Raw genomic sequence first — 13,612 nt, forward strand, 5'->3', positions numbered from 1 at the left:
TTAGCCTGACATCGCACGGGGATGCGCACCAGGCCGCCCCGGTTCCCAAGGAAGAGGACACCCCAATGGCGCTGCTGCCCGACCTCGTTGCCGCACTCGCGAACGGCTCCGTTCGCATCGTCGATCTCACGAACCGACTCGAGTCGTCGACCCCGACGCTGCGCCTGCCCGACCCCTTCGCGAACCTCATCGACTTCTCGCTCGAGACCGTAAGCGAATATAACGAGCCCGGCCCGTTCTGGAAGCACGCGAACATCCACACCGGCGAACACATCGGCACCCACATCGACGCGCCCGTGCACTGGATCAGCGGGCGCGAGGGCCACGACGTGTCGCAGCTGCCGCCCGCCCGCCTCGTCGGTCCCGCCGTCGTGCTCGACTTCTCGGCCGAGGCGGCGGCCGACGCCGACTTCCTCATCGACGTCGAGCACGTCGAGCGCTGGGAGGCCGAGCACGGCGCCTTCGAGTCGAACACGTGGCTGCTGCTGCGCACCGGCTGGGATCAGTACGCCGACAGCCAAGAGGCGTTCCTCAACGCCGACGAAACCGGCTCGCACACCCCGGGCTGCACCGCCGAGCTTGCCGCGTGGCTCGCCGCCCGCGACGAGATCTCGGGGGTCGGCGTCGAGACCGTCGGCATCGACTGGGGCCGCGGCGCGGAGCTCGACCCGCCGTTCCCGATGCACTATCACCTGCTCGGCGCCGACAAGTACGGCATCACCTCGCTGCAGCGCCTCGCCGAGCTGCCCGCCCGCGGCGCGGTGCTCATCGTCGCGCCGCTGCCGATCGTCGGCGGTACCGGCAGCCCGACCCGCGTCTTCGCCCTCGTCGAAGCGTCGGCATGAGCACAGACATGAGCACAGACGTGTGCGGATTGACCGTTGCTGAGCTCGTCGGGCGTGCGCTCGCGAAGCTCGGCGCACGGCACTGCTTTGGGGTTGTCGGCTCCGGCAATTTCGCGGTGACGAACGCGCTGCGAGATGCCGGGGTCGAGTTCACGGCGACCCGCCACGAGGGCGGCGCGGCGACGATGGCCGACGCGTACGCCCGCATGAGCGACACCGTCGCGCTCGTCTCGGTGCACCAGGGCTGCGGGCTCACGAACGCGGTAACCGGCATCGGCGAGGCAGCCAAGAGCCGCACCCCGATGCTCGTGCTCGCGGCCGAGTCGGCCCCGGCGCCCGTGCCGACGAACTTCTCGATCGACCAGTCGGGACTCGCCGACTCGGTGCTCGCGAGCCCACAACGCGTGAACTCGGCGGCGAGCGCGCTGAACGACGTCGTGCACGCGTTCCGCCTTGCGCGCGACGAGCGCCGCACCGTCGTGCTCAACCTGCCGATCAACGTGCAAGACGAGCGCGTGCCGGCGGCGAGCATCCGCGCCCTCGAGGCGCTCACCGCGCCGCCAAGGCCCGCACCGCCGCGCGCATCAGACGGATCGGTGCGCGCGCTCGCCGACCTCATTCGGCAGGCGGAACGACCGGTGTTCGTCGCCGGCCGCGGTGCACGTCACGCGGGGCGCGAGCTCCGAGAGCTCGGCCGGGTCGCGGGCGCGCTGCTCGCGACCTCGGCCGTCGCGAACGGGCTCTTCGAGGGAGACGCGTTCTCGCTCGGCATCTCGGGCGGCTTCTCGTCGCCCGTCACCGCCGAGCTCATCGCGAACGCCGACCTCATCGTGTCGTTCGGCTGCGCCCTGAACATGTGGACGATGCGCCACGGCCGCCTCATCGGCGACGACACCCGCGTCGCGCAAGTCGACCTCGAGCCGCTCGCGCTCGGCGCGCAGCGGCCGATCGATCTCGGAGTGGTCGGGGATGCGGCGCTCACGGCACGCGCGGTCGCCGACGAGCTCGCGCGCTCCGGCTCGGGGGAGCGGTACCGCACCCGCGATGTCGCCGAGCGCATCGCCGCCGAGGCGCGCTGGAACGATGTGCCGCTCGGCGAGCCCGGAGTGACGGATACGCCGGTTCCGGCCGACCTGTCGGGCGCCGGCGACGACGGCGAGCGGCGCATCGACCCGCGTATCCTCACCGACGCGCTCGACCGCATCCTGCCCACCGAGCGCATCGTGTCGATCGACTCGGGCAACTTCATGGGCTACCCGTCGACCTACCTGCGGGTTCCCGACGAGTACGGGTTCTGCTTCACGCAGGCGTTTCAGTCGATCGGGCTCGGGCTGGCGACGGCGATCGGGGCCGCGCTCGCGCAGCCGGAGCGGCTGCCGGTGCTCGGGGTCGGCGACGGCGGTCTGCTCATGGCGATTGCCGAGCTCGAGACCGCGGTTCGGCTCGGGCTTCCGCTTGTCGTTATCGCCTACAACGACGACGCGTACGGCGCCGAGGTGCACCACTTCGGCGCGGATGCGACGCCGCCCGACTTCGGCGCCGTCACGTTCCCGCGGGTCGACATCGCCTCGATCGCCCGCGGCTTCGGGGCGACGGGCGTGACGGTGCGGTCGCTCGACGACCTCGCCCCGGTGCAGACGTGGCTCGAGTCGGGCGACGGCCCGCTCGTGATCGACGCGCGAATCGCGTCCGACGGCGGCGCGTGGTGGCTCGCGGAGGCGTTCGGGCACTGAGGCGGGAAAATGCCGCGGGGCCGAGCTCGATGAGTCGGCCCCGCGGCATTCGTCGATTCGTTAGAGCGCGGCGACGACGTTCGGGACAAAACGCATGAACGCCTCCGCCTGGCGAATCTCCTTGTTCCCCGTCACCTTGCGCGCGTGATTCCCTCGATGCTCCGCGCGTTCGGCGTAGTACTGCTGCAGGTACGATTGTGCCTTCATTGCACTCATCGCGGTCTTCTTCTGCTCGAACACCTCGGTGATGTCGACGAAGACGCTCGGTACGAAGCCGCACAACTCGGGCTGGTGCGGCTCGAAGGCGAGGAACTCGCTCGGGGGCGCGGTTCGGAACCCCGCTTCGACCACGGCGCCCGCGGTGAGGAGGCGCGCTTTCGCGACGACCTGGTAGGCGACGGGATGGTCTGGGTTAAACGGGTCTTTGTCGGCGTGGGTGAGCACCACGTGCGGCTTGTAGTCGCGCATGATCTCTGCGAGTGCGTTGACGCCCGACAGATCGACCTCGAGAGGATAGTCACCGAGGTCGAGGGACTCGAACGTCGCGCCAACCGCTTCGGCGGCCGCGGTCGCTTCTGCGTGGCGATGCTGTTTGACGTTCTCGACCGTCTGCCCCGGCACCTTCCAGAGCTCGCCGGACTCTCCGCGCTCACCATATGAGAGAGAAACCACTCGAGCTTCTCCGCCGGCAGCGGTGTGTTTCGCGATCGCGCCAGCGGCGCGCCAGACGAAGTCGGCGCTGTGGGCCCCGACAACGAGCATCCGTCGTGATTCCATGGGTTATTCCTCCGTTGTGGTCAGTGAGGTGAGGTGGTCAAGCCACGACGTACTCGCGTCCGTGGCCCAAGTTGGTGTGCCGAGCTCGTGCAGGAACTCGGCTGCATCGCGCGTTTCATGTGCGCGGCGCTCTGCGTGTTGGCGAGATCCGAGGACGAGACGATCGAGGAAGGCTTCGGAAGCCCCCGTCATCTCCGAGAGAATCTGACCGCGCATCCAATCTGCGTGCCCCGCGGCCTCGGCCGCGGTCGTGCTCTCCAAGATCACCGCAGCGAGCCCCTTCATGAACACGCTGCGAAGCAGCTTGCGACGCGCCGCCTCTCCCGCGGCACCCGGCACAACTGTGAACGGGATGCCGAACTGCGCCGCGAAGTCCGTGAACGCGTCGGCGCCTGAGCCCGAGCCGAGGAGCGGAGTGCGGGCGCCAGCTCGATCAACCGGCGCCATGATCGCCACGTCAAGAAACGACTTGCCGGCGGCTCGCGCCGCGGACTCCATCTCAGCCTTGAGGCCGGGGGATGCGGTGTTGCAGTCGGCGAACACGGCGTCGGATCGGAGGTGCGGCAGTGCGTCATCGAACACGGAGTGTGCGGCCCGGGCACCGACGAATGAGAACACGACCGTTGCAGATTTGAGCGCCTCGCGCGGAGAGTCGGCGCGGACAACACCGTCAATCTGATGGAGTTGATACGGGTCGTGGCCAACGACAGTGACACCCATCGCGGCAAGGCCTTCGGCGTACAGCCGACCGGCCTCGCCAAGACCGAGAATTGCTACATGCGTCATTGCGGATTGTCTCTTCCTTGAAACGGGTCGTGACGAACGTACACTATTGTTAACAATCTCGACAACAATCTACTCGAACGGGGTGAGCCACCATGGTTCAGACTGCAAACGGGGTCACGCGGGCGGTCGTCGATGACCTGCGCACGGCAATTTCAACGGGTGACCTTGCCCCCGGGCAGCGGCTCGTCGAGGCAGACCTCGTGCAGGAGTTTGGTGCGGCACGCGGCGAGGTGCGCACGGCGCTGGTGCAGCTTGAGGCCGAGGGGCTGATCGAGCGCGAGCGCCATCGCGGTGCCCGCGTGCGCCGATACACGCTCGAGGAGGCGCTCGAGATCGTGGAGCTCCGAAGCGCGATTGAGAGCATGTGCGCGGCCCGGGCGGCCGCGAACGCGACGCCGGAAGATCTCGAGGATCTCAAGGATATCGGCGAGCAAATGGTTGCGGCGGTCGCGGCGCAGGATCCCGATGCCTACTCCGTGCAGAACCAGCGACTGCACATGCGGGTGCTTGAGGCGAGCCGCATGCGGGTGGCTCCCGAGATCGTTCGTCGCCTGCGTGCGCAGAACGTTCGCCACCGCATCCGCCTGGCGCAGAAGGCGAACCGACCGATCGTGTCGTTGCCCGAGCACCTGCGAATCATTGACGCGATTGCGCGCGGTGATGAGGCGGGGGCGGCGGATGCGATGCGCATTCACCTGCAGAGCGTCGCGGAGGCGACGCGCGGTTACTTCTCCAACTGAGTCGGCCGCGTCGGAAGTCTGTCAACGCATGTCTTGACAGCTGTTAGCAATATTGTTAACAATGTGGTGAACGAAACAACCGGTCGCGACGAGGCGGCCTTCGCAAAGGAGCGAGATGACTGAGTTCCCAGTTCCAGGTTCGACCGCCCGAGAACTCGTGCGCGATGCCTATGACGTTCACGTGCACATCGCGCCCGACGTCATGAAACGACGCATCACCGACCTCGAGCTGGCGAAGCGCTATCGCGACCTTGGCCTCGCTGGTTTCGTGATCAAGTCGCACTACGTGCCGACGGCCGAACGCGCCGCGGTGGTTCGTGCCGCGGTGCCCGAAGTCGATGCGGTCGGCGCCATCACGCTGAACGCGTCGGTTGGTGGCATGAATCCGGTCGCCGTCGAGATTCTTGCGCGGGGCGGCGGTCAGTTCGTGTGGTTGCCAACCGTTGACAGCCAAAACCAGAAGTCGTGCCTCGCCGAGGAGCCGGAGGGTGCGACCCCGCCCATGTGGGCGCAGCTGCAGGACGACCTGCGCGCCGCCGGCATCGCGAGCCCCTCGATTCCGGTCGTTGCCGATGCCGGCGGGATCACCCCAGAGGCCGGGCAGGTACTCGACGTCATCGCGAAGCATGACCTGACCCTCGCGACCGGTCACCTGCACGGCGACGAATCCCACGACATCGTCGCCGAAGCACAGCGTCGAGGTGTCCGACGCATCGTGATCACCCACCCGGAATTCACGTCGCAGCGCATCCCCGTCGAGCACCAGCGCAAGCTCGTCGAGAGTGGGGCACTGCTCGAGCGCTGCTACACGACGCCGCTCACCGGGAAGGTCGCTTGGGACACCTGGTTTGACGCCATTCGCGGTGCAGGGCCAGAAAACTCTGTGGTCAGTACCGACCTCGGCCAGCCGTTCAACCCGCCCGTAGAAGACGGCTTGCCGCTCGTCGCGGAGCTGCTGCTGAAGGAGGGGTTCACCGAGGATGAAGTTCGCCGGATGATCGTGCACAACTCGCGGTGGTTGGCGAAGGCGGAGCCGCTTGCGGATGCACCCGCGGAATTTAAGGAGGGGGCATAGTGCCGTCGATCCTCGAAGTTGAAGGGCTCACAAAGGAGTTCCAGCGCGACGACATGGCCACCGTTGCGCTGCGGGATTTCAATCTGACGATTGAGCAGGGCACGTTCGTGACGATCCTCGGGCGTTCCGGTTGCGGCAAGTCCACGATGCTCAATCTGCTTTCCGGACTGTCGAAGCCGACCGCGGGGGAGGTTCGACACAACGGGGTTCGGCATACCGGCCCGACCCCCGAGATCGGCTACCTCACGCAGAGCGACACGCTGATGCCATGGCGAACGGTTCGCCGAAACGTCGAAATGCCGCTGGAGGTCGCGGGGAAGAACAAGGATGAGCGGAAGGAGATTGCGCTCGACCTCCTGTCACGAGTCGGGCTCGAAGGGTTCGAAGACAGTTATCCCCGCGAGCTCTCGGGCGGCATGCGAAGGCGAGCCAGCCTCGCACGCATGCTGGCCTACGGCGCCGACACCGTGCTCATGGACGAACCGTTCGGCGCACTCGATGCGCAGCTTCGCCACGAACTGCAGGGTGAGCTCTTGCGCCTCTATCAAGAAGTGAGCGACAACACCGTCGTCTTCGTCACCCACGACATCGATGAAGCGCTCCTGCTCGGCGACCGAGTCGTCGTGCTCGGGCCGCTCGGCCGCATCCTTCTGGACCAAGACGTGGATATTCCGCGGCCCCGAGACCCCGACACGACAACGACCGACCCCCACTTCCTCGAACTCCACGACAAGCTCGCCGCAGCGCTGAAGGAAGGAGCGGCATCGTGACCGCAGTCGCAGCCTCCTCGTCCACATCCGCCTCGACAACTCCCAAGCGGCCCGCCGCCAGCGGCCCAGTGAAGGAAGTGCGCAAGCGCACCTGGTGGGGCAAGCACGGACATCGAACCACCGTGTGGTCGCTTCGGGTAACGCTGCTCGTCGCGTTCCTGCTGCTCTGGCAATTCGCCGCGTTTCTCGGCGCGAATCCGATGTATTTCTCGAATCCGGTCGCGGTCTGGGATCAGCTCGTCGACTGGATCGCCGACGGCACGATCGCGACCCACTCGTGGATCACGGTGCAAGAGGTCGTACTCGGCTATGTCATCGGCGCAATTTTCGGCGCGCTACTCGGGTTTATCCTCGCCTCGATTCACCTGATTTACGAGGTGCTGGAGCCATTCATGATGGCGCTCTATTCCATCCCGAAGGTTGCGCTCGCGCCGCTCTTTATCGTCTGGTTCGGCATCGGTCTCGACATGAAGATCATTCTGGCCGCGGTGAGCGTGTTCTTCCTCGTCTTTCTCAACACCGCCGCGGGGGTGCGGGAAGTCGACCGCGGGCTCATCGAAGCCGTGCGGCTCATGGGCGGGTCGAAATGGGACATCGCGAGCAAGGTCGTACTGCCCGCCTCGATGGTGGGCCTGCTGACCGGGCTCAAGGTGTCGATCCCATACGCGCTGATTGGCGCGGTGATCGGTGAACTCGTCGCTTCGAACAGGGGCCTCGGCTACCTGATTAATGATTCCGCCGCCCAATTCAATACGGCCGGTGTATTTGCCGCGGTCGTCGTCCTGACGGTATTGGCAATGCTGCTCAACGCCATTGTCGGCCTCATCGGTTCACGGACGAACCGGTGGAAGCCGCTCGATAGCAACTAATCGTGTTGTTCTGACTCAAAGGAGAGTTGTTGTGAAATTTTCTGGAAAATTCCGTGGGATCGCGGCGGTTGCCGCGGTGGGTGTCGCGCTCGGACTGTCGGGCTGCAGCGGCGGCGCCGGTGGAGATGACGACGTGCTCAACGTCGGGCAGATCAGCGACTCGGTCGCATTCTTCCCCCTCTACGTTGCCGAACAGAATGGTTACTTTGAGGAGGAGGGCGTCACGCTCGGTGAACGGCCTCGCCTCGGCACCGGTGCGAAGCTGGCGGCTGCGCTGACGAGCGGATCGATTGATGTTGCGGCCGGTGTGATCACCGACGCGTTCAACCTTGCGAACAGCGACGACAACACGCTGCTCACCGGGTCACTCGTGACGGAGTACTACGTCGACATCATCGTGGGGCCCGAGTTCGAGCAATCGTCGGGTTCGCTCGAAGACAAGATCAAGTCGCTCGAGGGCACGAACATCGGCATCACGGGCCCCGGCTCGGGCACCGAGGCACTCGTGAACTACCTCTTCGACCAGGTCGGGCTCGACCCGGAGTCCGACGCGACGCTCGTCAACCTCGGCGGTCAGCCGTCTTCGGCGATCGGCGCGCTCGAGTCCGGGCAGGTGGATGCGCTCGCGTTCTTCCAGCCGGCGGGGCAGATGGCCGAAACGCAGGGGACTGGCGAGATCTACATTTCACCGCAGCGCGGTGACGTGCCCGACATGGCGGGTGCCCTGCACGGTGTGACGTTTAGCACCCAGACAGCGATCGACGCGAAGCCCGAGCTCATCGCGGGATTCAATGTGGCGATTGATAAGGCGCTCAAGTTCATCGCGGAGAACCCCGACGAAGCCGCGGAACTGCTTGCCTCCTATCTCGGTGAGTCGTCGCCCGAAACCGTTGACGCGCTCGCCGAACTGCTCCCCGAAGAAATGTCGCCCGGTGTTGCGGTTAGCCAGGAGTCATACGACATCGCGGCGAAGTTCCACGAGGAATCCGGCCTCGTTGCGAGCACTCCCGACTACGCCGACTTTGTTTGGGAAGGCGGTCAGTAGGCGATGATTGCGACGACTGAACAGCCGATCGTTGATCGCCTCGCGAAGGTTGCCTCGAGCCAAATCGGCGACGCGCAGGACCGGCTCAACGTGCTCGACAGCGGGATTCGGCCGATCTGGCAGGGCTGTGCGTTTGTCGGGCGAGCGGTGACCGTGCAGACGGCCGGTGGTGACAACAAGGTGATCCACGAGGTGATTCCGACGCTGGATCCCGGAGACGTGCTCGTGGTGGCCGGCCAGGGCGTCACGCACCGAGCCCTCATCGGTGAACTCATCGCCGAACGGCTGCAACGCAAGGGATGCGTCGGGTTCGTCACCGATGGTGCGGTGCGGGACTGCGTCGACATCGAGCGGCTCGGCTTCCCAGTCTATGCGCAGGGAATCTCGCCTGCGGGGCCGTACCGCAATGGTCCGGGCCGAGTGAATGTGCCAGTTGCCGTTGGGGGAGTCGCGATCATGCCGGGCGACTGGGTCGTCGCCGACGCCGATGGGGTCGTCGTGATCCCGCAGTCGGAGCTCATGACGGTGCTCGAAGCTGCCGAAGCGAAGCGTGAGAAGGAAGCGGGTCAGGCCCGCGACATCCGCGCCGGCCTCGTCGACCGACCCGAGTAAATTGCCAGCGACGCGCGTCGCGGCCACAACGACAACATGGATGCGGTTTTCTGGTGTTGCTGCGGTAGGAACCGCAGCAACACCAGAAAACCGCATCCATGCAGTGGGTGGGTGGGTTACCGCAAGCGGGCCCTACGCCGCGACCGACTCGTTCTCGTAGTCGGTGTCCTTCGTCTCCTTCGAGAAGACGAGCGCGATGAACGTGAGCAGCGCGGCGCCGGCGAGGTAGACGCCGACCCAGAACGGCGAGCCGCCGCCGAAGCTCCACAGCGCGACGAACACGGTCGGGGCGATGCCCGCGCCGATCACCGACGAGAGGTTGTAGGCGACCGCCGAACCCGTGTAGCGCGTGTTCGCCGGGAAGTACTCGGGCAGTACGGCGCCCATCGGGCCGAACGTGAGGCCCATGAGCGCCATACCGATGATGAGCTGCGCCTGCACGCCGAAGTGGCCGAGGCCGAGAATCGGGGTCATCGCGAAGCCGAACACGAAGATCAGCGCGGTGATGGTCATGAGCATCTTGCGGCGGCCGAACTTCTCGGCGAGCGGGCCCGACACGAGCGTGAACAGGCCGAAGAACGCGACCGCGATGATGAGCATGATGAGGAACTCGGTCTTCGGATAGCCAAGCCCGCCGACGTAGCTGCCGGCATCGAACGCAGTGCCCGCCTCGGCCGCGGTGGCCGCCGCCTGCTCGGTCGTCGGCGTCGAGCCGTAGGTGAGCATGAACGCGGTCATCATGTAGAAGAGCACGTAGGTGGCGAGCATCACGAAGGTGCCGAGCAGAATCGCGCGCCACGACTTACGGAACACCTCGACGAGCGGGGCCTTCACGACGTGGTCTTCGCGCACAACCTTCTGGAACGCGGGGGTCTCGGTGAGCTGAATGCGCACCCAGAGGCCGAGGATCACGAGCAGCGCCGAGATGAGGAACGGGACGCGCCAGCCCCACGTGAGGAACTGCTCGGCCGTGAGCGTGAAGTTGAGCACGACGAAGAGCGTGTTGCCGAGAATGAAGCCGATCGGCGCGCCGAGCTGGGGGAACGTGCCGTAGATCGCGCGCTTGTTCTTCGGGGCGTTCTCGGTCGCGAGCAGCGCGGCGCCCGACCACTCGCCGCCGAGGCCGAGGCCCTGGCAGAAGCGCATGAGCACGAGCAGCGCGGGCGCGAGCACGGTCATGTTCTCGTTGATCGAGCCGTCGGCGTTCGCGGCGGTCGGCAGGCAGCCGATCAGGAACGTCGCGACGCCCATGACGAGCAGCGTGCCGACGAGCGTGCCCTTGCGACCGACCCGGTCACCGAAGTGGCCGAAGAGAATCGACCCGAAGGGGCGGGCGATGAACGCGACGCCGAACACGGCGAAGGATGCGAGCAGGCCGGTGATCGGGTCGTCGCTCGGGAAGAAGAGTGCGGGGAAGACGAGCGAGGCGGCGGTCGCGTAGACGTAGAAGTCGTAGAACTCGATCGAGGTGCCGACGAGGCTCGCGACGATGACCTGCCAGGGCTTGTTCTTCTGCGCGCCGGATGCGGCGGGCGCGGCGCCGGTGTTGATGGTCGAGGTGTCGTGTGACACGGGTGTGCTCCTGAGCTGACGAAAACGGCGCGCCGGAGAAGCGTCGTGGCCGCCCGGTGGGGCAGGGCCGCGAAGCGCGGTGGCGCGGTGCCGGTGATCGAGCCGACGGGGTCGGTCGGCGGGAGTAAGCGACACCGAGTCGCAAGTAGGCGACGTTTTAGGCTACACCCGGCCGCGCGGCCCGCCGGAATCTGCCTCGATCGCGGCGGCGAGCACACCGCTCAGCTGCGCCAGCGAAATGCTCGCGCGGCGCCCCGGCCCGGGCACGACCGCGAGCAGCGTGCGGGCGAAGGCGGGGTCGGCGATCGGCACGAGCGCGACGCCCGGCGGCGGCACCGACACCGCGAGCCGGGGCACGAGGCACACCGCGAGACGCGCGGCGACCATCGCGAGCATCACCTGCATGTCGTCGGTGCGAATCGACACCTCGGGCCGCAGGCCGGCCTCTTCGAACGTCGCCATGAGCAGCACATCCATGGGGTCGCGCTCGCTCGAGCCGAGCACCCAGGGCATGGTGTGCAGGCTGCGCAGCGCGTCGGTATCGAGCGACTCGGATGCGCTGAGGGGGTGATCGGTCGGCAGCGCGACGTGTAGTGGGTCGCGATACACCTCGGCGACCTCGAACTCGGGCCGCACCGCGAGCGCGATCGTCGGCACCGAATAGGCGAGCAGGGCGTCGAGCTCGCCGCGGTGCAGGTCGTCGAGCAGCTGCGGCACCTCCTTCAACACGACCTCGAGCTCGCGGCCCGCGCTCGTGACCCGCGCGACGATCTCGGGGAGCAGCGCGGCGGCGGTCGGGAAGGTGCCGAACCGCAGGGTCGTGCGGCCGGTGCGCTGCAGCTCGCGGGCATCCGCCACCGCCCGCTCGCACAGCGCGAGAATCTCGCCCCCGCGCTCAACGAGCAGCGCGCCGACCTCGGTCGGGGTGCTGCCGCGCGGTGTTCGATCGAGCACGGGCCCGCCGACGAGCTGCTCGAGGGCGTGCAGGTGGTAGTCGACGGTCGGCTGGCTCCAGCCGAGGTCGCGGGCCGCGCGCGTGACCGAGCCGGCCGTGTGCACGGCGCGCAGCGCCTGCAGCTGGCGTACGTCGAGCATCCGAACCCCATCTCATACCACAGCTTTTGCTATGCGAAACACTACCAGTCAGCGTATGTGAGTCGGCAGGTATGTGTGGGATTCTGCCGGGCGCCCCACCGCACCAGACTTGGCCCCATGTCGATCTCCGAACTCGCCCGCCCCACCCACCGCGACATCGACGCGACGACAGCGATCGCCGCGGCTCCGAGCGCGGCGCAGCGCACGACCCCCTACGCGGATGCGCTCGAGCGGCACGCGCGCCGGGTCTCGACTCAGCTCATGGTGCCGGGCCACGGCGGCACCGCCACGGGCGTGAGCGGGCGCCTCGCCGACTTCTTCGGGGAACGCCTGCTGCAGCTCGACGTGCCGATGCTCGTCGACGACGTCGACCTCGGCGACAACTCGCCCTACGAGCAGGCGCTCGCGCTCGCGGCCGAGGCCTGGGGTGCCCGACGCACCTGGTTCCTCACGAACGGCGCCTCGCAGGCGAACCGCACCGTCGCCCTCGCGCTGCGCGGGCTTGGCGAGGGCATCGTCATGCAGCGCAGCGTGCACTCGAGCTTCATCGACGGGATGCTCGTCGCCGACCTCGTGCCGACCTACGTCATGCCGAGCATCGACCACCGCCACGGCGTCGCGCACGGCATCACGGTCGCCGCGCTCACCGAGGCGCTCGAGCGCGCCGACGCGTCGGGCGTCACCCCGGCCGCCGTCTACGTCGTCTCGCCGAGCTACTTCGGCGCCGCCGCCGACCTGCGCGCGCTCGCCGACCTCGCCCACGCGCACGGGGTGCCGTTCATCGTCGACGGCGCGTGGGGGCCGCACTTCGGGTTCCACGAGCAGCTGCCCGCCTCGCCGATCGAGCTCGGCGCCGACCTCGTGATCTCGAGCACACACAAGCTCGCCGGCTCGCTCACGCAGTCGGCCATGCTCCACCTCGCCGAGGGTCCGTTCGCCGACGTCCTCGAGGCGCAGATCAACCGCGCGATGTCGATGACCGCGTCGACCTCGTCGTCGGCGCTCCTGCGGGCGTCGCTCGACATCGCCCGCCATGCGCTCGTCAACGGCCACGACCAGATCGGCGAGGCCATCGCCGCCGCGAACGCGTTCCGCGACCGCGTGCGCGCCGACGGCCGCCTCGCCGTGCTCAGCGACGAGTTCGGCCGATTCGACGACATCGTCGACCTCGACCCGCTCCACATCGTCATCGACGTGTCGGTCGCCGGCCTCGGCGGCCACTGGGTGCGGCAGGAGCTCATCGATCGCCACGCGCTCTTCTTCGAGATGTCGACCGCGACGTCGATCGTCGCGATCGTCGGCGCGGGCAAGGTGCCCGACTACGCGGCCGTGTTTGACGCGCTCATCGACGTCATCACGTCGCCCCGCGCCGACCGGGTGCGCGGCGAGACCCCGGTCGCGTTCCCGACGCTGCCCGACCCCGGCGCGCTGCGCCGCACGGCACGGCAGGCATACTTCGCCGAGTCGGAGGTCGTCGACGCGAGCCGCGCGATCGGCCGCGTGTCGGCCGACACCCTCGCCGCGTATCCGCCCGGCATCCCGAATGTGATTCCGGGCGAAGAGATCACGGCCGAAACGGTCGCGTTCTTGCAGGCCGTCGCCGCCTCGCCGACCGGCCACGTGCGCGGGGCGATCGACCCCGGCGTGCAGCGGATGCGCGTGCTTCGCACCAACTAGCGCCGCGCGGCGGCCC

Annotated in this window: 13 protein-coding genes; 9 read left to right on the forward strand and 4 right to left on the reverse strand. The window is 67.5% G+C overall.

Annotated elements, in window-relative coordinates:
- The first annotated feature begins 65 nt into the window (after positions 1-65).
- Together G328_RS0106490 and G328_RS0106495 are read left to right on the forward strand one after the other, a co-directional pair.
- Positions 66-845, forward strand: a complete 780-nt coding sequence (locus G328_RS0106490) for a cyclase family protein (protein ID WP_019618533.1) — start codon at positions 66-68, stop codon at positions 843-845.
- 8 nt (positions 846-853) lie between these two features.
- A complete protein-coding gene (locus G328_RS0106495; RefSeq protein ID WP_019618534.1) occupies positions 854-2,578 on the forward strand; it encodes a thiamine pyrophosphate-binding protein in 1,725 nt (574 codons plus the stop codon).
- 60 nt (positions 2,579-2,638) lie between these two features.
- Here the strand turns inward: G328_RS0106495 and G328_RS0106500 are convergent, their stop codons facing one another.
- Together G328_RS0106500 and G328_RS0106505 are read right to left on the reverse strand one after the other, a co-directional pair.
- The gene (locus G328_RS0106500; protein ID WP_026339700.1) at positions 2,639-3,355 is read right to left on the reverse strand and encodes a PIG-L deacetylase family protein; all 717 of its coding nucleotides are present in this window, start codon (positions 3,353-3,355) and stop codon (positions 2,639-2,641) included.
- Positions 3,356-3,358: 3 nt separating this feature from the next.
- Positions 3,359-4,210, reverse strand: coding sequence for an NAD(P)-dependent oxidoreductase (locus tag G328_RS0106505; protein ID WP_338063020.1), 852 nt, complete (start codon positions 4,208-4,210; stop codon positions 3,359-3,361).
- A 23-nt stretch (positions 4,211-4,233) separates the two neighbouring features.
- On the opposite strand from G328_RS0106505, the gene G328_RS0106510 reads away from it, so the two are divergent.
- From G328_RS0106510 to G328_RS0106535, 6 genes are all read left to right on the forward strand, one after another.
- Positions 4,234-4,881 (forward strand): GntR family transcriptional regulator, encoded by a 648-nt coding sequence (locus G328_RS0106510; RefSeq protein ID WP_019618537.1) that lies wholly within the window; start codon positions 4,234-4,236, stop codon positions 4,879-4,881.
- Between the two features lie 115 nt (positions 4,882-4,996).
- Positions 4,997-5,956 carry a DUF6282 family protein gene (locus tag G328_RS14520; protein ID WP_019618538.1) on the forward strand — a complete coding sequence of 320 codons (960 nt, stop codon included), beginning with the start codon at positions 4,997-4,999 and terminating at the stop codon, positions 5,954-5,956.
- Positions 5,956-6,726 carry an ABC transporter ATP-binding protein gene (locus G328_RS0106520; protein WP_019618539.1) on the forward strand — a complete coding sequence of 257 codons (771 nt, stop codon included), beginning with the start codon at positions 5,956-5,958 and terminating at the stop codon, positions 6,724-6,726. Before G328_RS14520 ends, G328_RS0106520 begins: the two co-directional genes overlap by 1 nt.
- Entirely contained in the window at positions 6,723-7,595 is an 873-nt protein-coding gene (locus G328_RS14525; RefSeq protein ID WP_110463798.1) for an ABC transporter permease, read from the forward strand. Before G328_RS0106520 ends, G328_RS14525 begins: the two co-directional genes overlap by 4 nt.
- A gap of 31 nt (positions 7,596-7,626) precedes the next feature.
- Positions 7,627-8,640, forward strand: a complete 1,014-nt coding sequence (locus G328_RS0106530) for an ABC transporter substrate-binding protein (RefSeq protein ID WP_187325740.1) — start codon at positions 7,627-7,629, stop codon at positions 8,638-8,640.
- Positions 8,641-8,643: 3 nt separating this feature from the next.
- The gene (locus tag G328_RS0106535) at positions 8,644-9,252 is read left to right on the forward strand and encodes an RraA family protein (protein WP_019618542.1); all 609 of its coding nucleotides are present in this window, start codon (positions 8,644-8,646) and stop codon (positions 9,250-9,252) included.
- A 132-nt stretch (positions 9,253-9,384) separates the two neighbouring features.
- On the opposite strand, the gene G328_RS0106540 is transcribed toward G328_RS0106535, so the two are convergent.
- A complete protein-coding gene (locus G328_RS0106540) occupies positions 9,385-10,824 on the reverse strand; it encodes an MFS transporter (RefSeq protein WP_019618543.1) in 1,440 nt (479 codons plus the stop codon).
- Between the two features lie 162 nt (positions 10,825-10,986).
- Positions 10,987-11,919, reverse strand: coding sequence for a LysR family transcriptional regulator (locus G328_RS0106545; protein ID WP_019618544.1), 933 nt, complete (start codon positions 11,917-11,919; stop codon positions 10,987-10,989).
- Positions 11,920-12,036: 117 nt separating this feature from the next.
- Here G328_RS0106545 and G328_RS0106550 point away from each other — a divergent pair, with 117 nt between their 5' ends.
- Entirely contained in the window at positions 12,037-13,596 is a 1,560-nt protein-coding gene (locus tag G328_RS0106550) for an aminotransferase class I/II-fold pyridoxal phosphate-dependent enzyme (protein WP_019618545.1), read from the forward strand.
- Positions 13,597-13,612: the final 16 nt, after the last annotated feature.

Origin of the sequence: [Zimmermannella] faecalis ATCC 13722, assembly GCF_000381765.1 — a bacterium.
Lineage (GTDB): Bacteria > Actinomycetota > Actinomycetes > Actinomycetales > Microbacteriaceae > Gulosibacter > Gulosibacter faecalis.

What these genes read in the sequence shown, in the direction of transcription:
- G328_RS0106490 (WP_019618533.1), top strand. Translation starts at nt 66, where the DNA reads ATGGCGCTGCTGCCCGACCTCGTTGCCGCACTCGCGAACGGCTCCGTT.
- G328_RS0106495 (WP_019618534.1), top strand. Translation starts at nt 854, where the DNA reads ATGAGCACAGACGTGTGCGGATTGACCGTTGCTGAGCTCGTCGGGCGT.
- G328_RS0106500 (WP_026339700.1), bottom strand. Translation starts at nt 3,355, where the DNA reads ATGGAATCACGACGGATGCTCGTTGTCGGGGCCCACAGCGCCGACTTC.
- G328_RS0106510 (WP_019618537.1), top strand. Translation starts at nt 4,234, where the DNA reads ATGGTTCAGACTGCAAACGGGGTCACGCGGGCGGTCGTCGATGACCTG.
- G328_RS14520 (WP_019618538.1), top strand. Translation starts at nt 4,997, where the DNA reads ATGACTGAGTTCCCAGTTCCAGGTTCGACCGCCCGAGAACTCGTGCGC.
- G328_RS0106535 (WP_019618542.1), top strand. Translation starts at nt 8,644, where the DNA reads ATGATTGCGACGACTGAACAGCCGATCGTTGATCGCCTCGCGAAGGTT.
- G328_RS0106545 (WP_019618544.1), bottom strand. Translation starts at nt 11,919, where the DNA reads ATGCTCGACGTACGCCAGCTGCAGGCGCTGCGCGCCGTGCACACGGCC.
- G328_RS0106550 (WP_019618545.1), top strand. Translation starts at nt 12,037, where the DNA reads ATGTCGATCTCCGAACTCGCCCGCCCCACCCACCGCGACATCGACGCG.